Annotated in this window: 22 protein-coding genes; 12 read left to right on the forward strand and 10 right to left on the reverse strand. The window is 72.8% G+C overall.

The genetic code is table 11. From position 1 onward, the window contains the following. Positions 1-21 precede the first annotated feature (21 nt). Genes CYQ11_RS26435 through CYQ11_RS26445 form a run of 3 tightly spaced genes read left to right on the forward strand, consistent with a single transcriptional unit; the run spans position 22 to position 1120 of the window. Positions 22-282 carry an acyl carrier protein gene (locus tag CYQ11_RS26435; protein ID WP_099202811.1) on the forward strand — a complete coding sequence of 87 codons (261 nt, stop codon included), beginning with the start codon at positions 22-24 and terminating at the stop codon, positions 280-282. Position 283: 1 nt separating this feature from the next. Continuing rightward, the gene (locus CYQ11_RS26440; protein WP_099202812.1) at positions 284-763 is read left to right on the forward strand and encodes an SRPBCC family protein; all 480 of its coding nucleotides are present in this window, start codon (positions 284-286) and stop codon (positions 761-763) included. A 24-nt stretch (positions 764-787) separates the two neighbouring features. Next, on the forward strand, positions 788-1120 hold the full coding sequence (locus CYQ11_RS26445; RefSeq protein WP_099202813.1) for a TcmI family type II polyketide cyclase: 333 nt from the start codon (positions 788-790) through the stop codon (positions 1118-1120). Between the two features lie 79 nt (positions 1121-1199). Here CYQ11_RS26445 and CYQ11_RS26450 read toward each other — a convergent pair whose 3' ends face one another. The 4 genes from CYQ11_RS26450 to CYQ11_RS26465 all read right to left on the reverse strand — a co-directional run bounded on the left by CYQ11_RS26450 (position 1200) and on the right by CYQ11_RS26465 (position 4428). Continuing rightward, positions 1200-2228: a methyltransferase gene (locus CYQ11_RS26450; protein WP_099202814.1), complete on the reverse strand. Its 1029-nt coding sequence runs from the start codon at positions 2226-2228 to the stop codon at positions 1200-1202. Next, on the reverse strand, positions 2225-3382 hold the full coding sequence (locus CYQ11_RS26455) for a right-handed parallel beta-helix repeat-containing protein (RefSeq protein WP_099202815.1): 1158 nt from the start codon (positions 3380-3382) through the stop codon (positions 2225-2227). Before CYQ11_RS26455 ends, CYQ11_RS26450 begins: the two co-directional genes overlap by 4 nt. A gap of 492 nt (positions 3383-3874) precedes the next feature. Continuing rightward, positions 3875-4105, reverse strand: a complete 231-nt coding sequence (locus CYQ11_RS26460) for a hypothetical protein (protein ID WP_099202816.1) — start codon at positions 4103-4105, stop codon at positions 3875-3877. Further along, positions 4102-4428: a TfoX/Sxy family protein gene (locus CYQ11_RS26465; protein ID WP_099202817.1), complete on the reverse strand. Its 327-nt coding sequence runs from the start codon at positions 4426-4428 to the stop codon at positions 4102-4104. The genes CYQ11_RS26460 and CYQ11_RS26465 overlap by 4 nt, the downstream gene beginning before the upstream one ends. 144 nt (positions 4429-4572) lie before the next feature. Here CYQ11_RS26465 and CYQ11_RS26470 point away from each other — a divergent pair, with 144 nt between their 5' ends. The 4 genes from CYQ11_RS26470 to CYQ11_RS26485 all read left to right on the forward strand — a co-directional run bounded on the left by CYQ11_RS26470 (position 4573) and on the right by CYQ11_RS26485 (position 6707). Then, positions 4573-4974, forward strand: a complete 402-nt coding sequence (locus CYQ11_RS26470) for a VOC family protein (protein ID WP_099202818.1) — start codon at positions 4573-4575, stop codon at positions 4972-4974. Between the two features lie 160 nt (positions 4975-5134). Next, the gene (locus tag CYQ11_RS26475; RefSeq protein ID WP_099202819.1) at positions 5135-5542 is read left to right on the forward strand and encodes a VOC family protein; all 408 of its coding nucleotides are present in this window, start codon (positions 5135-5137) and stop codon (positions 5540-5542) included. Between the two features lie 32 nt (positions 5543-5574). Next, entirely contained in the window at positions 5575-5949 is a 375-nt protein-coding gene (locus CYQ11_RS26480) for an ester cyclase (RefSeq protein WP_099202820.1), read from the forward strand. A 242-nt stretch (positions 5950-6191) separates the two neighbouring features. After that, positions 6192-6707: an MmcQ/YjbR family DNA-binding protein gene (locus CYQ11_RS26485; protein ID WP_099202821.1), complete on the forward strand. Its 516-nt coding sequence runs from the start codon at positions 6192-6194 to the stop codon at positions 6705-6707. 41 nt (positions 6708-6748) lie between these two features. Here CYQ11_RS26485 and CYQ11_RS29290 read toward each other — a convergent pair whose 3' ends face one another. The 4 genes from CYQ11_RS29290 to CYQ11_RS26500 all read right to left on the reverse strand — a co-directional run bounded on the left by CYQ11_RS29290 (position 6749) and on the right by CYQ11_RS26500 (position 9137). Continuing rightward, positions 6749-7132: a hypothetical protein gene (locus CYQ11_RS29290; RefSeq protein WP_146104746.1), complete on the reverse strand. Its 384-nt coding sequence runs from the start codon at positions 7130-7132 to the stop codon at positions 6749-6751. 240 nt (positions 7133-7372) lie between these two features. Beyond that, positions 7373-7735: a hypothetical protein gene (locus CYQ11_RS26490; RefSeq protein ID WP_099202822.1), complete on the reverse strand. Its 363-nt coding sequence runs from the start codon at positions 7733-7735 to the stop codon at positions 7373-7375. A gap of 519 nt (positions 7736-8254) precedes the next feature. Next, positions 8255-8671, reverse strand: a complete 417-nt coding sequence (locus CYQ11_RS26495) for a VOC family protein (protein ID WP_099202823.1) — start codon at positions 8669-8671, stop codon at positions 8255-8257. 10 nt (positions 8672-8681) lie between these two features. Continuing rightward, a complete protein-coding gene (locus CYQ11_RS26500) occupies positions 8682-9137 on the reverse strand; it encodes a helix-turn-helix transcriptional regulator (protein ID WP_240003712.1) in 456 nt (151 codons plus the stop codon). 216 nt (positions 9138-9353) lie between these two features. On the opposite strand from CYQ11_RS26500, the gene CYQ11_RS26505 reads away from it, so the two are divergent. Next, positions 9354-11735, forward strand: a complete 2382-nt coding sequence (locus CYQ11_RS26505) for an ATP-binding cassette domain-containing protein (protein ID WP_099202825.1) — start codon at positions 9354-9356, stop codon at positions 11733-11735. Positions 11736-11910: 175 nt separating this feature from the next. On the opposite strand, the gene CYQ11_RS26510 is transcribed toward CYQ11_RS26505, so the two are convergent. Then, positions 11911-12858, reverse strand: a complete 948-nt coding sequence (locus CYQ11_RS26510) for an NAD-dependent epimerase/dehydratase family protein (RefSeq protein ID WP_099202826.1) — start codon at positions 12856-12858, stop codon at positions 11911-11913. 170 nt (positions 12859-13028) lie between these two features. Here CYQ11_RS26510 and CYQ11_RS26515 point away from each other — a divergent pair, with 170 nt between their 5' ends. Both CYQ11_RS26515 and CYQ11_RS26520 read left to right on the forward strand, forming a co-directional pair. Beyond that, positions 13029-16607 (forward strand): hypothetical protein, encoded by a 3579-nt coding sequence (locus CYQ11_RS26515; RefSeq protein ID WP_099202827.1) that lies wholly within the window; start codon positions 13029-13031, stop codon positions 16605-16607. 3 nt (positions 16608-16610) lie between these two features. Continuing rightward, on the forward strand, positions 16611-20786 hold the full coding sequence (locus tag CYQ11_RS26520; RefSeq protein ID WP_099202828.1) for a hypothetical protein: 4176 nt from the start codon (positions 16611-16613) through the stop codon (positions 20784-20786). Positions 20787-20880: 94 nt separating this feature from the next. Here the strand turns inward: CYQ11_RS26520 and CYQ11_RS26525 are convergent, their stop codons facing one another. Beyond that, on the reverse strand, positions 20881-21384 hold the full coding sequence (locus CYQ11_RS26525) for a hypothetical protein (RefSeq protein ID WP_099202829.1): 504 nt from the start codon (positions 21382-21384) through the stop codon (positions 20881-20883). A 42-nt stretch (positions 21385-21426) separates the two neighbouring features. Between CYQ11_RS26525 and CYQ11_RS26530 the strand changes: the two genes are divergently transcribed. Continuing rightward, entirely contained in the window at positions 21427-22137 is a 711-nt protein-coding gene (locus tag CYQ11_RS26530) for a response regulator transcription factor (protein ID WP_181143800.1), read from the forward strand. After that, the gene (locus CYQ11_RS26535) at positions 22134-23531 is read left to right on the forward strand and encodes a sensor histidine kinase (protein ID WP_099202831.1); all 1398 of its coding nucleotides are present in this window, start codon (positions 22134-22136) and stop codon (positions 23529-23531) included. Before CYQ11_RS26530 ends, CYQ11_RS26535 begins: the two co-directional genes overlap by 4 nt. The last annotated feature ends 33 nt before the right edge of the window (positions 23532-23564 follow it).

Raw genomic sequence — 23564 nt, forward strand, 5'->3', positions numbered from 1 at the left:
GGCGGGGAAGGAGAAACGTATATGACCATCAAGGAACTCACCTTCGGAGAACTCGCCGCGCTGATGAAGCAGTCGGCCGGCGTCACGGGCGACCCGGCCCGGCTGGAGCAGGCGCCCGACACGCCGTTCGCCTCCCTCGGGGTCGATTCCCTGGGCCTGCTGGGCATCGTCGGCGAGCTGGAGAACCGGTACGCCGTGTCGTTGCCCACCGACGCGGAGCGCTGCAAGACGCCCGCCGAGTTCATCGGCGTGGTCAACGACGCCCTGAAGACGGGGGTGTGACGTGTCCGGACACACCGACAACAGCATCATCATCGACGCCCCGCTCGATCTCGTCTGGGACATGACGAACGACATCGAGAACTGGCCGCAGCTGTTCAGCGAGTACGCCTCGGTCGAGGTGCTCTCCCGCAAGGGCGACACCACCACCTTCCGCCTGACCATGCACCCGGACGCCGACGGCAAGGTCTGGAACTGGGTGTCCGAGCGCACCATGGACCGCGCGCGGCTGACCGTCAACGCCCACCGTGTCGAGACCGGGCCGTTCGCCCGCATGAACATCCGGTGGGAGTACGCGGAGCTGCCCGGCGGCGTTCGGATGCGCTGGGTCCAGGACTTCGCGATGAAACCCGACGCCCCCGTCGACGACGAGTGGATGACGGACAACATCAACCGCAACTCCCGCACCCAGATGGCCCTCATCCGGGACCGCATCGAGCAGGCCGCGGGCGAGCGCCGGAGCGCATCGGTCATGCCTGCCTGACGGCACCCCCAGGAAGGACAGCCGATGCACCACACACTCATCGTCGCCCGCATGGCGCCCGGTTCGGCACCGGCGATCGCGGACGTCTTCGCCGACTCCGACCGCGGCGAACTGCCGCACCTGGTCGGGGTCACCCGGCGCAGCCTCTTCCAGTTCGACGACATCTACATGCACCTCATCGAGGCCGAGCGGGATCCGGCGCCCGCCATCGCCGAACTGGCCGGCCATCCCGAGTTCCGCAGCATCAGCGAGCGGCTGTCGACGCACGTCAGCGCGTACGACCCGGAGACCTGGCGCGGCCCCCGGGACGCCATGGCGCACTGCTTCTACCGCTGGGAGCGCAGCGCGGTGCCCTGACGGACAGACGAGGCCTGCGCCCGGGCCGCCGGCTCCCCGCGAAAGCGGGGCCGGCGGCCCGGGGGTGTTCCGGCCCGGGTCAGGCTGGCACGGTGCACTCGAAGGCGTGGAGGTAGGCGTTGACCGGCCGGATCTCGCCGACGACCAGGCCGGCGCCGGTCAGCCGGTCCACCATGCTCTGCCGGGTGTGCTTGGCACCGCCGACGTTGAGCAGCAGCAACAGGTCCATGGCCGTCGTGAACCGCATGGACGGGGTGTCGTCCACCAGATTCTCGATGACCACGACCCGGGCCCCCGCACGCGCCACCTTCCGGATGTTGGCCAGCGTCCTGCGGGTGCTGTCGTCGTCCCACTCCAAGATGTTCTTGATGATGTAGACGTCCGCCCGGACCGGGAGATCCTCGCGGCAGTCGCCGGGCACGATCCGCACCCGGGACGCCAGCGCGCCGCCGTCCCGCAGGCGGGGGTCGGCGTTGCCCACCACGGCCGGGAGGTCGAACAGCACGCCGTCGAGGCCGGGGTGTTTCTCCAGCAGACTCGCCAGGACGTGCCCCTGACCGCCGCCGATGTCCGCGACCGACGTCACCCCGCGCAGATCGAGCAGCTCGGCGACGTCCCGCGCCGACTGCTCGCTCGACGTCGTCATCGCCCGGTTGAAGACGTACGCGGACTCCGGCGCGTCCTCGTTGAGGTACGTGAAGAACTCCCGGTCGTACACGTCCTCGAAGACGTTGCGGCCGGAACGCACCGCCTCGTCGAGCCGGGGCCACACGTCCCAGGTCCACGGCTCGGTGCACCACAGCGCGATGTAGCGCAGGCTGCGCGGGTCGTCCTCGCGCAGCAGCCGGGACATCTCGGTGTGGGCGAAGGTGCCGTCGGGCTCCTCCTTGAAGACGCCCTGGCAGGACAGCGCGCGCAGCAGCCGGCGCAGCGTCCGCGGTTCGGTCTCCACCGCGGCCGCGAGGTCCTCCGCGGTCATGGGCGTGTCGCCGAGGGCGTCGGCGACGCCCAGGCGGGCGGCCGCGCGGATGGCGGCGGCGCACGCCGCGCCGAAGACGAGTTCCCTCAGCCGCATGGGCGGCGGGGGAGCCGGATCGAGGATCGTCATCTTTCGCCTTGCCTTTGCTGTCGTGCCGCGTGAGTGGGCGGACGGGGAGCGGAAGCGGAGGAAGCGGGCGACGCGGGGTGCGGCCGGCACAGGCCCGAGGGCTCGGAGCGGGTACAGGTGTTGCCGCGGAAGGTGTTGCCCGTGCCGGTGTCCCGGTTGGCGAGGTCGGCGGTGCCGTTGCGCAGCACCACGTTGTCGTGGATCTTGTTGCGCTCGTTGTGGGCGCCCACGAAGCTCTTGAACAGCACGATGCCGCCCGACAGTGGCGAGGACCCCACGTTGCCGACGACCCGGTTGTACGTGACGAGCGTCTGCTCGGCGCCGGTGAGGACGATGCCCGAACCCTGTAGGGAGGGCAGGCGGGGCGTCTTCGGGCACAGCTTGTTGTTCTCGTGGATGTTGTTGCGGCGCAGGGTCATCGCCCCGGCGCGCGGCGAGTTCTCGTCGCCCACCACGAAGAGGGCCGCGCAGTTGGCCGTCGCCTCGTTGTGCTCCACGGTCAGGTTGCGCAGGCGCCGCACCGTGATGCCGATCCGGTTGCCGGAGACACGGTTGTGGCTGACGACTGTGCCCTTGGTGTCGGCGGCCCCCTCCTCCTTGTCCATGGTGTTGGACAGGAAGAGCCCGGCGTCCCCGTTGTTGCGGGCGGTGTTCTGGAGCAACGAGCTGCGCAGTGACCGCTCCTGGGCGATGCCCCAGGTGCCGTTCTTCTCCGCGGTGACCTGCTGAACCGTCAGCCGGTCGGTCCACGAGGCCCACAGCCCGTTCTTGGCGAAGCCACGCAGCGTCAGCGAGCGCACGCTGACGTTCGCCACGGGCCGCCCGGCCGATCCGGCCACACAGACGCCGTGACCCGCCGCGGCGCAGGGCCCGGTGCCGGTGCCGGTGGCACCGGCGGGGACGAGGACGGTGGAGGAGGGCCCCGACCCCCGGAGCGTCAGACGGGAGGTGCTGATGCGGACGCTCTCGCGGTAGGTGCCCGGTGAGAGAAGGATCGTGTCGCCGGGCCTCGCCGCGTCCACGGCCTTCTGGATCGACTGACCGGGGCGCACCCGGTGCACCGACCCACCATGAGTAGACGGTACGGCCGCCCCCGGCGGGGCGGCGGCGAGCGCCGCACCGCACGCCAGGAGCGCGATGTGTCGTGTAGCCATAGTGCGAAGCTATGAGTGCCCGCCCCAGCCCGCCAACGCTGATCGGCCGGGTGGGCAGCGGCCGACCGAGCGGTCCGGCGGGGGCGGCGGCCTTGGCTGCGCCGTACGGGTGAACGGACCCGCTGTGCGGGTTCGCCCGTGGGGCGGCCGGCCCGGTGGGCCGCCCCACGGCGTGCTGCGGCCGGGCACTCGGTCAGCGTGCCCCCCGAACGCGCAGGGCTGATCACCAGGCGCCGGCCTTATGAGGGCGGTCCATCGCCCGCACCGAACCCGGCCAAGCCCTTCTGCGCCGGATCGCCTCCCTGGGGCACGACGGCCTCTCTACGCCTTCCTCGCCTCACCACACGAGACGCTCGGCATGATGTCCCTGGACGCCGACGACACCGCACTCGCGCCCTCACCGTCCTGCACACCCACGGCCATGTCGACGACCCCACCCTCCAGCGCGCCGCCGACCGCATCCTGGCCGACGCCGACGCCGACGCCGACGGCCTACTCCGGCTGTACTTCACCCCCGAACGCCCCCGCATCGACTATGCCGAGGGGTGCGAGCGGCTGCGGTTGGACCCTGCCGGCGGCCTCGCCGAGCTTCTTACAGGCGTCGCCGTCGGCGCGGAGCCCCAGGCCGTGGTCGAGGACGTTGTGCCCGACGGCCGGGTGCGCGGCGAGCCGACGGGGCGGCGTCGACGACGGGACGTTGCGTTTGAAGTAGAGGGGGTTCACTTCGGCGGAAGCGCGGCAGCGGCTTTCCGGCCCAGGTGCAGCCAGTCGTCCAGGACGTCGTCGTCGAGGACCTCCCCTGCCACCAGAACCCACCCCTTCGAGATGCGGCCGCGGAACTTGTACGGCCGTGCGCCGGGCTGGGCGAGGGACTGTGGGGTGTCGTCAGGGGTGACTCGCACCAGCAGGTCGTCGCCGACCACACCGACCGCCGTGTTGCCCCGTACCGTGAAGACGAGCCCGCCGAACATCTTCTTCGCGACGACCGCGTCGGTCTCCTCCAGCAGCTCCCGGACCCGTTCCGCCAGTACCTCGTCGTACGCCATGGCCCTCACGCTACCCACGCGTCACAGCACCCCCGCACAACCTCACCACGATTCATATAGGACATTCCTCGCCCTACAGGCTCGTTACGGTCGGCTCCGGAGGGCGGAAACCGCCCCAGACACCCCCATCAGAGGAGAAGAGCCATGGGCGACACACATGCCGACAACAGCGCCCTGACCGGCAAGGTCCTGTCGCACGCGATCTGGGCCGAGGACGGACGCCGGCTCGCGGAGTTCTACGCCGCCGCCCTCGGCGCGCAGGTCTCCGAGCCGTACCGGGACGAGGACGGCAACCCGGCCGCCTTCCCCGTGTGGGTCGGCGACATGATGTACGTCTTCTGGTCCGCCACGTCGTTCAAGGCCCCCACCTGGCCCCAGGACGAACTCCCCTTCCATATGGACATCAGGTTCGACGACATCGAGGCGGCGGAGAAGCGACTCCTGGAACTGGGTGCCACCAAGCCCGCCCACCAGCCGGGCGGGGGCCACTGGACCGTGCTGCTCGACCCCTCGGGCCAGCCCTTCTGCATCAGCAGCACCCGCTGACACAGCCGCCAGCCGCCAGCCGCCAGCCGCTCAGAGCGGCCGCTCTCACCAGGACGGCGGCCCCCGGAGTGCACGCCTGCCCCGACCGGCGGAGAAAGGAATCGCGCGGTACCCGCGCTCGCACCCTGGTGAAGGCCGCACCCCCGGCCATGGAGGATTCATGCCGTTCGCTCCCTGCCTGAGTGTCAGGGACACCGCGGCTAGCATCGCGTTCTACAAACAGCTCGGGTTCGACGTCGGTTCCAGCACCGCCCGCCCCGGCGACGACATCCACATGCTGCTCTACCAGGGCGGATTCTGCGCCATGCTCTACAGCAACGCCGACCTGAAGAACTGGCTGCCCAGCCTGGCCGACACCCCCATCGGCTTCGCCGGCATGTTCTACCTGGGCGTGGACGACTTCGACGGCGCCCACGACCGCATCTCCCGGCACGCCGAAATCGTCAAGGAAACCGACACCGACCACACCGGCCAGCGCATGTTCTACTTCCGCGATCCGGACGGCTACGTCGTCGGCATCAACGACCAGGCCGCCTTCCAGGCCAGCGACCTCGGCAAATACGCCTGAACCGGGTTCCGGGCAACCGAAAGACAACAGCCATGAACAGCGACACGTTCGTCCACGCGTGGGCGAACGCCTACAACGACCAGGACTTCCACCGGTTCGGCGAGCTGTACACCGACGACACCACCTACGAGTGCGGGCCCTTCGGGCTCGCCTTCACCGGCCGGGACCCCTTCGTGCGCCACCTGCGCGAGTACGCCGGTGCCGTTCCCGACCGGAAGTTCACCATCGAGCGCGTCATCGCCGACGGGGACGCCATCGCCGTCGAATTCGGCTTCGGGGGAACCAGCGCCGGGGTACACCCCGGCCTGCCCCCGGCTGGAGAGCCGGTCACCGCCCGCTTCTGCTCCGTCCTTCAGCTGCGCGAGGGCCGCATCGCCTCGCAGACCGACTACCTCGGCGGGCAGTGACCTCCCTCTGAAGGTACAGACGCGGTTCCGGGTGGCCGCCGGCCTGTGGCCCGGTCGTTCGTCACCGCGGCCGCCGGCCGGGAAACCGGCCACGACCGGGGCACCTTCGGAATTCCCTGGCTCGAAGCGTGGTCCGGCGCCCCCGCCCCGGGGACCGGCCCGCGGCGCCCGGCCGCCTCCCAGCGGGCGGCTTGCCCGATCGCCACCCCCGCATGAAGGACAGCACCGAATGAATCCCGACGATGTCGCGGGCCTGCGCCCTGGGCCTGCCCGAGGTCGATGAGGAAGAGCCATGGGGCCCGCACCGGCCCGTCTACAAGGTCGGCGGCAAGATCTTCGCCACCCTGGCGGCGGCCAACGCCTCCCAGCCCGACCGGCTGAGCGTGAAGTGCGAATCCGCCCTCGCCCTGCACCTGTACGAGCAGTACCCGGCGGTACGCCCCGGGTACGGGTATCAGGGCCCCCGGTGGCACTGGATCACCGTGCACCTGGACGGCGCGGTCCCCGACGAGGAACTCGCCGAAATGATCAGCCACTCCTGGCAGTGCGTAGTGGACGGCCTGCCCCGCACCGCCCGCGACCGGCTGCACAGGCTTGACCGCGATCAGACCCGGCCTCCCGCACAGGACCGGACGGGCGGGCCGGCCCCGAGGCCGTCTGGGCGAAGCGTTCGCGGACGACCGGGTCCGAACGGGCACAGGTCCCTCGTCCACCACCGGGGTCCGGCTCGTGGGTTCTCCGAGCCGGGCCCCGGGTAGGCGTGGGGCCTACCGCCCCGCCTCCTCCGATGTGCTGTCCGTCAGTCGTTCAGGTAGAGGATTCGGGAGCCCGTCCAGCCCCAGTAGCCGGCGAAGGCTCCGCCCCAGCCTCCGGCGCGGACCCACAACTTGCCGTCAGAGCCGAGTTTCCCGGATTCGTTGACCTGAAGTTTCGACGAACTGAGGCACTGCGCCTCGGCAATCCTCCATGATTCGCTGCTCGAGCCGTATGGGAGGCCCATCCATGGCTGTGCTGTGCCCACAGCGTTCGAGCAGGCGCCTTCTAGGGCTCCTTTGAGCGTGTAGGTGCCGTTTTTGCTGCTCGCGGTACCGCGGAACTTCACGTTCCAGTGGCCGGTGCCACCAGCGTGGACGTAGCTCGACTTGACGTCCTGCGTTTTCGCCGAGGCGGGTGCTGTTGTCACGGCTACCAGGGTCAACGCGGCCATCAGTGCCGTGAAGAGGTACCTGGAGGACAGCCGTCCCCGGAGACGGCGCTGCGGCTTTGCGGCACGGGCTGTACGTGACGTTGATTCGTTCACGAGGTCTCCTGTTCGGCAAACGGCAGGGGATGCGTCGCCTGCGAGGTCGAGTGTGGGGAAAGGCGAGGGGCAGACGGTCTTCCGGTCCCGGGCGCGAGGTCCGGTGCCGGGCGACGCCTGCTGTTACGTCAGTGCCGAGCCGACGGTGCCGGAAGCGCCGCTGGTGGCGGACTGGACGGCGCTGTTGGCGGTGTCCTTGAGGCTGGACGCCACGCCCTGCTGGGAGGTGGGGCTCTGGGCCGACGGGGCGGAGCCGGAGGCGTCGTCGGAGGAGCCTGCCGAGGGGGCGTACTGGTAGGTGTCGGTGACCTTGTGTTCCCTGGTGATCTTGCCGGGAGCCGGGTAGACCACCAGCACCGGCAGGTCGCGCAGGCCGTCGTCTGACGGGTGGTCGTCGGCGGAGGCTGACGGTGCCAGGCCCAGCACCGTACCGCCGACTGCGGCGGCCAGCACCAGGGCCGCCAGGCGGCTACGCATCGAAGACATCCGAAGGGCTCCTTCACGAGAACTCGCCAGCGGAAGCGCCGTTGTGGGCGCAGAGGTGATGTCACCGTGCATGAAGGGGGCGCGCTGTGCTGAAAGGACCGGGTTCAGGAGGGAACCCGATCGGACTTGCGGCCATCAAAGGAATAGCGATGCGATCAACCGTTTGGTCAAACGATCGGTTCAGGCATCGCCAGCGTATGTGCGGACTTGAGGACGAACAGCAAATGCGCAGTCGGGCAGGTGTGGTGGCCGACGGCATGCTTCAGCATCACGCGCCATTTAAACCTGTCCAGCCTGTCCGTCTGGGTGAATTCCTTGCCGCTGGCTGTACGGGAATCAGTCGAATGGGTGAGATTTCGTCCTGCCCGCCTTCGGGCCGCTCGGTCACTCGGCCTGGCCGTACTGAGGTCCACCCATGCTGTCCGGGACGAGCAGACCCCTGCCTGCGGCCTGCCCTGCCCGGGAGGGGGAAAGCGCCCCGGCCGGGGGCCGGGGCGCGGGCGAGCGTTCGGAGACGGGTCAGCCGGTACGGGGCTGGGTGAAGCGGAGCATGTTGCCGGCCGGGTCGCGGAAGGCGCAGTCGCGGACGCCGTAGGGCTGGTCGATCGGCTCCTGGAGGACCTCGCCGCCAGCGGCCCGGATCCGTTCGAAGGTGGCGTCGCAGTCTTCGGTGGAGAAGATCACGCCGCGCAGCATGCCCTTGGCTAGGAGTTCCGCCATCGCCTGCTTGTCGGCCGGCGAGGCGTTCGGGTTGGCGGCCGGCGGTTCGAGGACGATCTCCACGTCCGGCTGCGCGGGCGACCCGACGGTCACCCAGCGCATCCCCTCGAACCCCACGTCGTTGCGCACCTCCAAGCCGAGGACGTCGCGGTAGAAGGCGAGGGCCTTGTCGTGGTCGTCGACGGCGATGAAGCACTGCGAGAGCTTGATGTTCATGCCTTCGACGCTACGAGGCGACGGCCGATCCCGCTTCTCCGATCCTGACCGATCGGCCGGCCCCGACCGGTGCGCCGTTCCTGCGCGGTCGCGTGAGGATCTTGGCCACGCACGCGGGGATCGCGGCGCCCGTCTCATGGCGGCGGGCCCGGTACGCGCTCGGGCTCTCACCGACCAGCTCGGTGAAGCGCGAGCTGAACGACCCCAGCGACGTGCATCCGACCTCGAAGCAGACCTCCGTGACGCTCAGGTCGCCCCGCCGCAACAGCGCCTTGGCCCGCTCGACACGGCGCGTCATCAGGTAGCCGTAGGGCGTCTCGCCGAAGGCGGCGCGGAAGCTGCGGGAGAAGTGCCCGGGCGACATGAGGGCGACGTCGGCCAGCGCCGGCACGTCCAGCGGCCGCGCGTAGTCGCGATCCATCACGTCGCGCGCGCGGCGCAGCCTCACCAGGTCCTCAAGCGTCACGCACTCCAGCATGGCACGGGCGTCCGACACCGCCCTGAGGGCCGCCGCCGCGCCCCCGGGCCGCCACCACCGGTCAGGCGGACGGCGGGCCGCCGCCCCCGGGCCGTGCCGGCGCGAGAGAACCAGTCGTAGAGTTCGAAACTGGTCGGACCGAGCCAGGCGACGTCGACGGAGGCCGCGGAAGCGGCCCCGCCCACCGAGGGAGACACGAAGAGCATGCCCAAGAGGACGGATACGCACCCGCCCGCCCCGCACGCCGCCGACAGCCACGATCTGATCCGCGTGCACGGGGCACGCGAGAACAACCTCAAGGACGTCAGCATCGAGATCCCGAAGCGCCGGCTGACGGTGTTCACCGGGGTCTCCGGCTCGGGCAAGAGCTCGCTGGTGTTCGACACCATCGCCGCCGAGTCGCAGCGGCTGATCAACGAAACCTACAGCGCCTTCGTGCAGGGCTTCATGCCGACGCTGGCACGGCCCGAGGCCGACGTCCTCGACGGGCTGACCACCGTGATCGCCGTCGACCAGCAGCGGATGGGCGCCGACCCGCGCTCCACGGTCGGCACCGTCACCGACGCCAACGCGATGCTGCGCATCCTCTTCAGCCGGCTCGGCAAGCCCCACATCGGCCCGCCCGGCGCGTACGCCTTCAACGTCCCCTCGGTGCACGCGGCCGGCGCGATCACCGTCGAGCGCGGCGCCAAGAAGGCCGAGAAGGTGACCTTCAAGCGCACCGGCGGCATGTGCCCGCGCTGCGAGGGCCGGGGCGCGGTCTCCGACATCGACCTGTCCCAGCTGTACGACGACAGCAAGTCGATCAACGAGGGCGCGTTCACGATCCCCGGCTACACCGGGGGCGGCTGGAACTCCCGGCTCTACGCCGAGTCGGGCTTCTTCGACCCGGACAAGCCGATCCGTCGGTTCACCAAGAAGGAGCTGCACGACCTCCTGCACCGCGAGCCGACCAGGATGAAGATCGCGGGCATCAACATGACCTACGAGGGGCTGATCCCGCGGGTCCAGAAGTCGATGCTCGCCAAGGACAAGGAGGCGATGCAGCCGCACGTCCGGGCGTTCGTGGAGCGGGCGGTCACGTTCACCACCTGCCCCGAGTGCGGCGGCACCCGGCTCGCCGAGGGAGCCCGCTCGTCGAAGATCAAGCGGAAGAGCATCGCCGACGTCTGCGCGATGGAGATCAGGGACCTGGCCGAATGGGTCCGCGGCCTCAAGGAGCCGTCGGTCGCGCCGCTGCTCACCGCGCTGCAGCAGACCCTCGACTCGTTCGTGGAGATCGGCCTCGGCTATCTCGCGCTCGACCGCCCCGCGGGCACGCTGTCCGGCGGCGAGGCGCAGCGCGTCAAGATGATCCGCCACCTCGGCTCCTCGCTCACCGACGTCACCTACGTCTTCGACGAGCCCACCTCGGGCCTGCACCCCCATGACGTCCAGCGGATGAACAACCTGCTGCTGCGGCTGCGGGACAAGGGCAACACGGTGCTCGTCGTGGAGCACAAGCCGGAGGTGATCGCGATCGCCGACCACGTCGTCGACCTCGGCCCCGGCGCCGGCACGGCGGGCGGTTCCGTCTGCTTCGAGGGCACCGTCGAGGGGCTGCGGGCCAGCGGCACCGTCACCGGCCGTCATCTCGACGACCGGGCCGCGGTCAAGGACACGGTGCGCGAACCCGCCGGCGCCCTGGGGATCCGCGGCGCGACCGCGAACAACCTGCGTGGCGTCGACGTGGACATCCCGCTCGGGGTGCTCACGGTGGTCACGGGCGTCGCCGGCTCCGGCAAGAGTTCGCTCCTCCACGGCTCGGTCTCCGCCGACGCGGGCGTGGTGTCGGTCGACCAGAGCCCCATCCGCGGGTCGCGGCGGAGCAACCCGGCGACGTACACCGGACTGCTCGACCCGGTCCGCAAGGCGTTCGCCAAGGCCAACGGCGTGAAGCCGGCGCTGTTCAGCGCCAACTCCGAAGGCGCCTGCCCCACGTGCAACGGCGCGGGCGTCGTCTACACCGACCTGGCGATGATGGCCGGCGTCGCCACCCCCTGCGAGGAGTGCGAGGGGAAGCGCTTCCAGGCGTCGGTGCTGGACCACCACCTCGGCGGCCGGGACATCAGTGAGGTGCTGGCGATGTCGGTGACCGAGGCCGAGGAGTTCTTCGGCGCCGGCGAGGCGCGCACGCCGGCCGCGCACCGGATCCTGGGCCGGCTCGCCGACGTCGGGCTCGGCTACCTCACCCTCGGCCAGCCGCTCACCACACTGTCCGGCGGTGAGCGGCAGCGGCTCAAGCTGGCCACCCACATGGCCGACAAGGGCGGCGTCTACATCCTCGACGAGCCGACCACCGGTCTCCACCTCGCCGACGTCCAGCAGCTGCTCGGCCTGCTCGACCGGCTCGTCGACTCCGGCAAGTCGGTCATCGTCATCGAACACCACCAGGCGGTCATGGCGCACGCCGACTGGATCATCGACCTCGGCCCCGGCGCCGGTCACGACGGCGGCCGGATCGTCTTCGAGGGCACCCCCGCCGAGCTCGTCGCCGCCCGCTCCACCCTGACCGGCGAGCACCTCGCGGACTACGTCGGCGCCTGACCGAGGCCCTCACGGCCACCGGGGGGCCTCGTCCGCCCCGGCCCGTCCCGCTCGACCGGTGTCGGCGGGAGCCCGGGCGGGGCACCGCCGAGCCGTCCGCCGGCTCCGGGCGGCGGTGACGGGGCGGGCCGGGCGGCCCGGCGTCAGGGCCGAGGCGGTCCGCCCCGCGCCGGGATCAGCTGTCGCCGCCGGCGGCCAGGCGTTCCCGCCACCAGTCCACCGTCGCCTTGACCTGCTGGTCGACGGGGGTGGCGCGCAGGGTGAACGCCGATGCGTAGGCGCTCGCGTCAAGGATGAACGGACGGTCGAACTGGTAGCGGATCTCCTTGAGTTCGCGGATCAGCGGGGAGAAGAGCGACGCCACGCCCAGCACGGCAGGCGGCGTCCCGCGCACCGCGACCGGGCCCGTACCCGCCTGGGCGGCGAGGAGGCCGGTCATCTCCCGGACGGACCGCGGGGGTTCGGTGGGGACGTGCCAGGGCCGCCCCCAGGCCCGTTCCTCACCGGCGACCTCGACGAGGGCCCCGGCCACGTCGGGGAGGTAGCTCCAGCTGTGCGGGGCGTCCGGGTCCCCGAGCGTGGAGACCGGCTTGCCGCGCAGCAGGCGCGGCACGACCCGCGCGGCCAGGTGCCCGCCGTCGGTCACGCCGGGCCCGAAGAAGTCCGAGGCCCGCACCTCGACCGCCCTGATGCGCCCCTGGTCGTGCAGGGCCCGCGCCCGCTCCCAGACGGCGGCGCGCACCCGCCCCTTGGGGCCGGTCGCCGCGAGCGGCAGGTCCTCGGTCAGGGGACCGTCCACCGGCCCGTAGCCGTAGAGGTTGCCCAGCATGACCAGGACGGCCCCGGTCGCCTCGGCGGCCGCGCAGAGCGACGAGGCCAGCGGCGGCCATTGCCCGGGCCAGCGGTGGTAGGGCGGTGCGGCGCAGCTGAAGATCGCGGTCGCGCCCCGCGCCGCCTCGGCCAGGCGTTTGCCGTCCGTCGCGTCCAACGCGATGTGCTCGATGCCGGGCTCCGGGGGGCGGCCTGACGTGGTGACCACGCGTACCGCGTGACCCCGTCCGGCCAGCAACCGGGCGGTGGCCGCCCCGGCGGGCCCGAATCCTATGACGACGTGAAGACTCATCCGCGCACAGTAATACGCGGGTGCGGTGTCCCGGATCGCCGGTCCCTCGCGGATATCGCCCGCTAATTCACTCCAATGAGGTCATTTCAGTCTCATAAGTCCTTTCCGGAGTACGCTGGTTCCGCAGGGTGGGCGTGTAGCGGGGCAGGTATCTGCGAACCGGGGGCGGCATGAGCACACTGGAGACCGTGCGGGTCCTGCGCGGCGTCGACCTTCTCGACCTGACCTTCCGGTTCGTCGGCCTGGCGTTCGCCGAGCACTCCGCGGGCCGGCGGCTCGTGCGGGCCGATCCCCGGCAGGAGGGGCTCCTGGTGGTCGTCCTGGGGCCTCAGCACGTCACGGAGCACGCCGTGGCCGAGGGGGAGCCCCGCGAGGTCCCGGTCGGCTCGCTCGTCGCCGGACGGACCGTCCTGGTCTTCGAGGTGGGGCCGCAGGACGTGATCGAGTACTCCGAGGCGGGGCTGCTGGAGGCCATGCGGAGTCTGCCCCCGCACGTCGTCGACGCGGCGCGTGAGGCGGACCCGCCGGCTCCGGCGCCACGGCCGGGCCTGTCGCGGCAGCTGCCCGCCGCTGTGGACGACCCCGCGGGCAGGGCCCTCGTGCTGGCCCGGCTCCTGAGCGCGCAGGCCCAGCTCGACGCCCGGTACGGCGCCGCCGCGTCGGCGCCGGCCACCGCCGCCCCGCAGCGCGTCCCGCAGGACCCCTTCGCCGACCCGGCGAGCCCCCGCACCGGCGTCGAGCTGCCCTACCGGCTGCTGCTGTCCCCCTCACAGCAGGCCCGCTGGTCGCACCGGGACGCCGCGGGGGAGCCCGCCTCCGGCGGCCGCGTGGAGCTGTGGCACACCCGGCTCTCCCGCACGACCGTCCGCGCCGTGTGGAACCGGGACCGCGCCCCGGGCACCGGCCAGCCGGAGGTGTCACGGCTGCCGCTCACCGCCCAGGACCGTACGGAAATCGTGGAACTCACCTCCCGGGACGGCCTGCTGACGCCCCAGGGGCAGCCCTGCCCGCCCCAGCCCGTCGACGTCGAACAGCTGCTGCTGTCGGCGGCGGGGGGATGGCTGGACAGCAGCGGGCAGTGGCCCCGGCGGCCCCGGGGTATCAGCCTGTCCGACTGGCGGCACCGCGCCACCCTGGGCCGGGACCACTACGTACGCGTCATGCGCGAGGGCTTCCTGTGCCCCTTCGGCCACCGCGCGACCCTGGTCAAGGTCACCGAGCGCACGTTCGCCGCACCCCGCGCGGCGTTCCTGTCCCAGCGGTTCTTCGTCGTCGTGCGGCAACGCTCGCGCACGTACGACCCGCACGAGGAACTGCCCGCGTCAACGACCGACCCCACCGCCGACCTGACGAACCTGCTGTTCCCCTTCACCAGCGTCCGCCTGGACACCCTGGTCACACCCGACCTCGCCCCGGAGCCGCCCACCGGTGCCGCCTTCTTTCCCGGCACGGCCGCCGAGACGCCGTTCCGCTTCCGGGCCACGGCGGTCGACCACGAAGGCCGCGTCGTGGAGTTCCGCACGCCCCTGCTGTTCGTGCCGGAGGAGCTGAGCACCGGTGCCCAGCTCGCCCGGATCGTCGACGACTACAACGCCAAGTCCCGCCCGCCGACCGCGGCGGCCGGCGTCGCACCCGACGACGAGCTCGAACTGACCCGGGCCGCCCTGCAAGGCCAGTCCGTGGCCCTGGCACCCTCCGTCCAGCCGGACGACACCAGCGTGGAAGTCGCCGACCTCTTCTGGAGCGTGGCGGCCCCGCCCGCCCTGGCGGACCCGGGCCACGCGGCCCCGGGCGAGGCCGCCTTCCTCCCCCAGCTCAGCTGGGCCAACGCGACCCTGCCCGCGATCGGCGCCCTCAGCGGCGGCGACCGCGTCGTCCCCGTGGTCTACGCCCCCCGCTACGCCCTCTCCGGCTTCGCACACGCCACCAGCGGCGGGCGGACCGGCAACCCGGGCGAAGTGCTGCTGCACGTCCTGGCCTCCGGCGACGACGCCCTCACCATGGACTTCCACGGCCAGGCCGAGCGTTCGGGCGGACTGCTCACCCCCAGCTTCGACGTGGCCGGGCTGTCCCGCAAGACCGGCCCGGTCGCCGGTGCCGCGGCGGGCGCCGAAGCGCTCAACAAGATCGCCGACGGCACGTTCGACCCGGGCGACTTCTTCCACCCCTCCGAGATCATCAGGAACCTCGACGTCAACCTGCTCGGCGTCCTCTCCCTCGCCGACATCGTCCAGAAGATCGAGGACGCGACGGCACTGCCCGCCCTGCACGTCCCCGCCTTCCTCACCGAGACCGTCAACGCCGTCACCGGCTTCCTCACCGGCCTGCGACGCGCCGGCGACTTCGTCGCCAACACCTCCACCGGTCTGCCGCCCGCAGCGGGCCGCGTCACCGAGACCGCCCGGAACCTGGCCCGGCTCGTCGGCGACTACCTCTCCCAGCACCTGCCCGGCCCGCCCGCCGCCCCGCCGGTCACCCTCGAACAGATCGACGCCGCCTTCGCCGCCTTCTCCACCGCCCTGACCGACCTGCTCACCGCCCTGCCCCGCGCCGCCGACCCGGGACTGCGCGCCCTGCTCGACCGCCTGCGGCAGGAGGCCGGCACCTGGACCGCCGCCGCGGGGCAGGCACCGGCCCTGCGCGACGCCCTCCAGGCGGCCGCCCAGGGCGTCAAGCTCCCCCAGACCGTACAGACCCGGCTGGAGTGGAACCCCGCCATCCAGCAATGGCCCTCCACCGACCCCCTCTTCGCGCCCCACCCCGACGGACGCCTCTCCCTCGTCGCCGACCTGCGCGGCTCACTGCGCCCCGACGTGCCGCCCGGCGCGGACGTCAGCTGCTCGCTCGAGAACTTCGACCTCGTCCTCGTACCGCCCTTCAAGGCCATGCGGCTGACGTTCCGGCACGTCCGCGTCACCCAGCGCGCCGGACGCAAGCCGGACATCGACGTGGCCCTGGAGGACGTGGCCTTCATCGGCGCGCTGTCGTTCGTCCAGACGCTGCGCCGGCTCATCCCCCTGGACGGCTTCAGCGACCCGCCCGGCATCCAGGTCACCCCGGCCGGCATCACGGCCCGCTACGCCATGCCGCTGCCGAACCTGGCGATCGGCGTGTTCAGCCTGGAGAACATCCGCCTGGACGCCTACCTCGACCTGCCGTTCATCGGACGGCCGCTGGAGGTCGGCTTCTCCTTCTGCAGCCGCCAGGCGCCCTTCCGGCTCACCGTGTCGATGCTGGGCGGCGGCGGGTTCTTCGGCATCGTCCTCACCCCCAAGCGCGTGGCCGTCCTGGAGGCGGCCCTGGAGTTCGGCGCCGCGGTCTCCATGGACTTCGGGGTGGCCAGCGGAAGCCTGTCGGTCATGGCGGGCATCTACTTCCGCCTGGAGCTCGACACCGGCGAGTGCCGCCTCACCGGCTACTTCCGGGCCCGTGGCGAGGTCGACGTCCTGGGCATCGTCTCCGCCTCCGTCGAACTGTGCCTCGAACTGTCCTACGACGTCGACAGCGGCACCGTCTACGGCCGGGCCCGCATCACCGTCAGCGTGCACATCGGCTTCTGGTCGCAGTCGGTGAGCATCGAGTGCGAGAAGCGGTTCCTGGGGTCCGGCCCCGCCGCGGCCGCCCTCGCCGCCGAGGCACCGCGCCCTCCCACCTTCGCCGAGATGATGTCGCCCTACACCGACCCGGTGACGGGCCTGCGGCGCGATCCCGTGGACGAGTACTGCACCGCCTTCGCGGAAGTGAGCTGACCCATGCCCGAGACGATCCGCTGGACCGTACTGCCCGACGGGCCGGCAGCGGACGGCCGGCTGCGGCTGACCGTCCTCGTCAGCCCCCGCCTGACCGGCGGCACCACGCTCCGCTCCTTCCCCGGCTTCCTGGACTGGCCGGCCACCCTGCGCCGCTACACCCCCGAGCTGCGCGTGGAGTTCCGGGCGCCCGGCCCGGGCGGCCCCGGCGCCCAGGTGCCGGTCAGCCCGCGACAGGACCGCTACCCGCCCGCCAGCAGCGACCTGTGGACCCAGCTCTTCCGCGCCGACAGCACGGTGCGCGACCCCGCCGGCGCGCTCACCGCCGCCGCGACCGGCCCGCTCACGCTGCGTTCCTACCCCGGCCGGGCGGTGAACGAGCGGGTCGCGGCACTGTACGAGACGGCCGCGACCGCCACCGCCCGCCGCAGGGCCTTCCCCGACGGCGGCTCCGGGCAGGGCGCGGCCGCACCGCCCCCGGCGACCTGGGACCACCCCCACCCGGACGAGCTGCTCGGCCTGCTGACCGAGGACGTGCGCACCCTCGGACGCACCGTGACCGGCAGCTACACCACGCTGGACGGCATCATCACGCAGGGCACGGGCGGCCGGGCGGCGGACGCCGCCGAGAACCCGTACCGCCCCCGCCACATGGTCCGCTCCCGTCAGGAGTACCGGGACCACAGCCCCGTCCTCAACTTCGCCGAGGCGTACCGCTTCTACGACCGCCCCGCCACCCCCGCCCCGCCGCCCGTCACCCCGGCCGACCTCGACTTCCACACCGCCTGCGCGCTGCTCGCCGACTACCCCGAACTGCTGCGCCGCTTCGGCCTCGCCCTGGACGTGCTGCTCGACCCGCCGCCGGGGCTCGCCGACCAGTGGCAGGCCCGCGTCGTCTTCACCGCCGCCCAGCAGCCGCTCAACGAGGACGCGAAGCTGCGGCCATGGACCGCCGTGCGGTTCGCGTCCGGGCAGCGCTTCGAGCCGTACGCCGCCGACGACGCCCCGCACGGCCGGCGCATGCTGCGCCTGGGCGGTCCGGGCGTCCACGTCACCGACCTCGACGTCGACGGCGCGGCCCTGAGCTACGTCGAGTTCTCCCGGATCCTCGACCAGACCGTGCGCAGCCTGAGCGACCCGGCCCTCTCCGGCGCACCCGACGGCACGGCACCGCCGGCCCTGCACGGCGCCGGGTTCACGGTACTCCTCGACGACCGGGACACGGCGCTGGCCGACCGGATGGAGGACGACGCCCGCCACTCGGCCGGCGTGGGACCGGCCGGCGAGCCGGCCGACGCGGCCGTGCTGGACGCCGACCACCTGGTGCGGGGCTACCGCGTGGACGTCGGCACGGTCGACACGGCCACCGGTGCCGTCACCGCCTGGCACCCGCTGTGCGCTCGCACCGGCAGCCACGCCGTCCGCCGCCCGGGGGAGCCGCCCGTGCCGCTGGCAGTCCGGCCCGACGAGGGGCACGTCAAGGCCACGGCCGTCACCCACGACCGGACCGACTCCCAGCAGCTCTACGCCCACCCCGCCCTGTTCGGCTGGCACGGCTGGAGCCTGGCCGCCCCGCCTCCGGGCCGTACCCTCGGGCGAGGCGACCGCCCTCAGGTCCCCGACCCCGAGGTCTCGCCGCACTTCCCGCTCGCCACCGCCTTCCGGCCCGTCCCGGGGTCGCTGCCCGCCCTGCGCTACGGGCGCACCTACCGGCTGCGCGCCCGCCTGTGCGACCTGGCCGGCAACGGTCCGGACGCCGACGCCGCCACCCCCGAGGGCACCGCCGGGCCGCCCGTGACCTACGGCCGCTGGGAGCCCGTACCGCCCCCGGTGATCGTGCCCAGATGGCCCTTCCTGGAAGGCGAGTCGGAGACGCGGCTGGTCATCCGCAGCACCGTCGACGACGAAGGGCACCCCCTGTCGGCCGGCGCCTGGGCCCTGCAACGCAATCCGCAGGTCCCCGACCACGAGGCCGACTCGCCCGTGGACCGGCTGGACCGGCGCTACCGCGGCCACGACGAACGGCACGTCAGTCCGCCCAAGACCTCGCTGCAGATGGCCGAGCACCACGGCATGTACGACGACGCCCTCGGCCCCGACCGGCCGGACGCCGTGCGCCGGCGGTTCTTCGCCGCGGCCTCCCGGGAGGCCGGCAGCTACCTCGACACCAAGGTCAGCCCCCCGCAGGACCCCGGCGTCACCTTCGACCTGAAGGCCCTGGGCCGGATCCACGTGGCCAAGCACGACGTCCACGACACCGTGCCGCTGACCGAGCTGCCCGTCTCCCGGGGCAGCGGGCTCGAACGCGGCGAGTACGTCGTCCACGACGCGTCCCAGCTGCTGCTGCCGTACCTGCCCGACGTCCTGGCCCGTGGCGTCTCCCTGCGGGGCCTTCCCGGCGGCGCCCCCAACGAGACCTACGACTTCCCCGGGCCCTGGCCCGAGGCCAAGCCGCTCCGCCTGAAGATCGTCGAGGGCGACGGCCCGCCCTTCTGGAGCAGCCTGCTGGAGCGGGAGCTGACCGTCCGGCTGCCCAAGGCCACGGTCGCCACCGTCCGGATGAGCTGCCGCGTCGACCCCGAGGACCTGCCGCTGCTGCGCGCCTGGGGGCTGCTCACCGGCTCCGCGCTGTGGAACGATCCGGTGACGGGGCTGCCGCAGGCGAAGAAGGACGAGCTGACCGCTGCCGCCGTCGACGGCGAGAACTGGATGATCACCCCGTGGACCGAACTGACCCTGGTCCACGCCGTGGAGAAGCCGCTGGAGGAACCGAGGCTCGGGACGCTCGCGTTCCCGCGCGAGGCCGGAGCGACCTTCACCCCGTTCACGGGGACCCTGCGGTCGCACGCCGCCAGTTCCGGGCGCGTCGACGTCGACGCCACCTGGAGCGAGCGCACCGACGACCCCACCCAGGACGCCCCGCAGGCCGTCGAGCGCCACGACCGCGTCGGCGGCCTCGTCCTCAACCCCCGGGACGACACGCACTCCCTCTTCGGCCTGCGGCACGAATTCCGCGACACCCGGCACCGGAACGTCACCTACACCCCGGTCGCGACCACACGCTTCCGCGAGTACTTCCACCCCGCGATCACCGACAGGGCGGACCTGATCACCCGCACCGGCCCGGCCAGCGCGGGCCCCTCGGGACGGGGCTGGCCGGTGCCCAGCTCCCGGCGGCCCGAACCGCCCGTGGTCAGCCACATGGTGCCGACCGTCCGCTGGGAACGCTCCGTCGACCACAGCCGGCACCAGGTGACCCGCACGCGTCGCCACGCGGGCTTCCGGATCCACCTCCAGCGGCCGTGGTTCTCCTCGGGGGACGACGAACTCCTCGCCGTGCTCCTCGACCCCGGCACCGACCTGCCCGACGAACTCGTCAGCCGGTGCGCCGCCGACCCCGTCTGGGCGGATCCCACGCCCCTGCCCCGCCTCACCCCCGCCCACTTCACCAACGCCGCGCACGTCGAGACCGGCCGGGTGCTCGCGGAGGCGGTGCGGGGGCAGGAGGCCTCCGTGTCGGTCGCGGCCTTCGAACCCGCCTACGATCCCGAGCGGCGCCTGTGGTTCTGCGACGTCGACATCGACCTGACCGCCGGGCAACCCACCGCCGGCCAGGCGTACTTCCCCTACCTGCGGCTCGCTCTCGCCCGCTACCAGCCGTACTCGGTCGACCCCCTCCACCTGTCCAAGGCGGTGACGTCCGACTTCCTCCAACTCCTTCCGGACCGCACCGTCACCGCCCGGACGACCGGCTCCGGAGCCATCCACCTGGAGCTCGGCGGCCCCCACTCCCTCAACGCCCTGGGCACACGGGTGGGCACCGGGCAGGCCGCCGTGGCCGCCGGCCGCCGCGTCCTGGCGGCGGTCGAGCAACGCCCCGTGGGCGGCGGGGACCTGGACTGGGCCGACGCGGGCCCCACCGTGGAGCTCGGCTGCACGGCGGCGGGCCCGGGATTCGTCTGGACGGCGGACCTCGTCCCGCCGGCCCCGCGGCTGCTGCCCCTGTCGGAGTACCGGCTGCGGGTGGAGGAGCACGAGAGGTACGCGACGGACGACGCGACCGCCGACGGGACGGTCACGGCGGGCGGGACGGCGGTGCCGGTGGGCCACCGCCTGATCCACGCCGACCACTTCCCGCTGGTGGTGTCGCCCCTGGGGAGGATCGTCCTCCAGGAGTGAGGCCGTGGCAGGCGGTCGGCCGATCCCCCGGCGGCGGCCCGGCGGGGGACGAGGCGCCGCCGCCGAGGACGGGCGGACCGCCGGGCCTGCGCGGTCAGTTCTCCACGGTCTGGACCTGCGGCGGGTGGCCGTTCCAGGTGACGAACACCGACGACGTCTGCGTACCCGCCACGAAGTCGACCCGGATCCAGGCCGTCTGCGTCCACACCCGCATCTGCCGGCCCTCGTCCGGCGTCGCCGAGACGAGCGTCGCCGACTTCTCGCCGATGTCGAAGACCGCCCGGCCGCCCTTGACGGGGTAGCTCCTGACGCCGCCGCCGTCCGACGGGGCCCGGGAGGCCGGCGGGGAGGGATCCGGCGTGGCGGGCCGCGCGGAGGCCGCGGGGGCGCTCGGCGGCGGCGGGGGCGACGGCGGCCGGACGCTCGCCGTGGTCGGGGGAGCGGACTCGGGCGGTCGCGCGGGGGTGTGACTGATCGGCAGCGCGCGCGGCGGTTCGTACGCCGTGTCCGTCAGCACCGTGCGCACCCCGTACCAGGACACCGCCATCGCGACGCCCGTCGCCAACACCCATGCCAGGGCATGCACCACTCGCCTCATCCGACTCATAGTGCCTCACCCGTATGGCGTACGGTGCCGCCCATGGCCAGACTGCTCGTCGTCGAGGACGACCCGTTCGTACGCTCCGCCCTCATCAGGCAATTGACCGAGGCCGCCCACACCGTACGGAGCGTCGGCACCGCCCTGGAGGCACTGCGCGAAGTCGCCCAGGTCGGCTTCGACGTGGTCGTCCTCGACCTAGGCCTCCCCGACCTCGACGGGGCGCAGGCCCTGAAGATGCTGCGCGGCATCACCGACGTGCCCGTCATCGTCGCCACCGCCCGCGACGACGAGGCGGAGATCGTCCGGCTGCTCACCGACGGCGCCGACGACTACCTGGTCAAGCCCTTCTCCGCCGCCCACTTGACGGCGCGGATCGCCGCCGTGCTGCGCCGCGCGGGCGGCCGGACCGGGCACGGCGGCGCCACGGGGGAGCCGGTTCCGGAGCGGGTGCTGCGCGTCGGCGGACTGTGCGTCGACCCGCTGCGCCGCCAGGCCGACCTCGACGGCACCCCCCTCGACCTGACCCGGCGCGAGTTCGACCTCCTTGCCTACCTGGCCGGCCGCCCCGGCATCGTCGTCCCGCGCAAGGAACTCCTCGCCGAGGTCTGGCGGCAGTCCTACGGCGACGACCAGACCATCGACGTCCACCTGTCCTGGCTGCGCCGCAAGCTGGGCGAGACGGCCGCCCGGCCGCGCTACCTCCACACCCTGCGCGGGGTCGGGGTGAAGCTGGAGCCCCCGGCCGCATGAGATGGGCCCTGGTCAAGGTCTCGCTCGCGGTCACCGTGATGGTCGTGCTGGCCTTCGCCGTCCCGCTGGGACTGGTCGTCAAGGAACTCGCCCGCGACCGCGCGTTCACCGACGCCGAGCGGCAGGCCGCCCAGATCCGGCCGGCGCTCGCCATCACCACCGACCGCGCCCAGCTGGAACGGGCGGTCGCCAGCTCGCAGGCCGGCGAAGTCGGCCGGCTCGCCGTCCACGTGCCGCCCACCGGCGACGCCCCGGCGCCCGGCGGCGCGAACGCCGAGGCACACGAGGCCTACGACGTCGGCCGGTCCCGCGCCGACCCGCGCCACGTGGAGACCGCCCGCCGCGGCCGCTCCGTCATCACCGCCGTGCCCGGCGGCTACGCCCTCCTCCAGCCGACCGCCCTCAACGCCGGCGAGTTCGCGGTCGTCGAGGTCTACGTGCCCCACGACGCCGTCGACAACGGCGTCACCACCTCCTGGCTGGTCCTCGCCGGAGTGGGACTGGCCCTCGTCGCCGGCTCCGTCGCCACCGCGGACCGGCTCGGCCTGCGCCTGGTGCGCCCGGCCGAACGGCTCGCCCGGGCCGCCGTCCAGCTGGGCGAGGGCCGGCTCGACGTACGGGTGCGCGAGGACGGACCCGCCGAACTCCGCGCCGCGGCCGTCGCCTTCAACTCGATGGCGGACGACATCGTGCAGCTGCTGACCAGCGAACGGGAGCTCGCCGCCGACCTCTCGCACCGGCTGCGCACCCCGCTCACCGTCCTGCGCCTCAACGCGGCCTCGCTCGGTGACGGCCCGGTCGCCGAACAGACGCGCACCGCCGTGGCCCAGCTGGAGAACGAGGTCGACCAGCTGATCCGCGCGGCACGGGAGGACCGCCGGCAGAAGCCGCAGCCCACGCTCGGCTGTGACGCCTGCGAGGTCATCCGCGACCGCATGGGCTTCTGGTCCGCGCTCGCCGAGGACGAGGGCCGTACCGTGCGGCTGGCAGGCGTCGACGCGACGGCACGCGTCCCGGTCGCCCGCGGCGAACTCGCCGCCGCGCTGGACGCGATGCTCGGCAACGTCTTCCGGCACACCCCCGAGGGCACCGCCTTCGCGGTGGACGTGCACCACAGCAAGGACGCCGTGATCGTGCTCGTCTCCGACGCGGGCCCGGGCATCGCGGACCCCGGCGCGGCGCTGCGCCGCGGCCACGGCGCGGGCGGCGCCGGCTCCACCGGCCTCGGCCTGGACATCGTGCGCCGCGTCGCCGAGTCGACGGGCGGCGACGTGCGCATCGGGCGGTCGGTGCTCGGCGGCGCGGAGGTGCGGGTATGGCTCTCGGCGGAGGGGACCGGCCCGAGACGCCGCACGGGCCGCCGACGAGTGCGCCGCGGCCGCACGCGCCAGTGACCCCGGTGGCGCGGCGAGGCGCGCCGGTGTCCC

Origin of the sequence: Streptomyces cinnamoneus (genome assembly GCF_002939475.1) — a bacterium.
Classification (GTDB): Bacteria; Actinomycetota; Actinomycetes; order Streptomycetales; family Streptomycetaceae; genus Streptomyces; species Streptomyces cinnamoneus_A.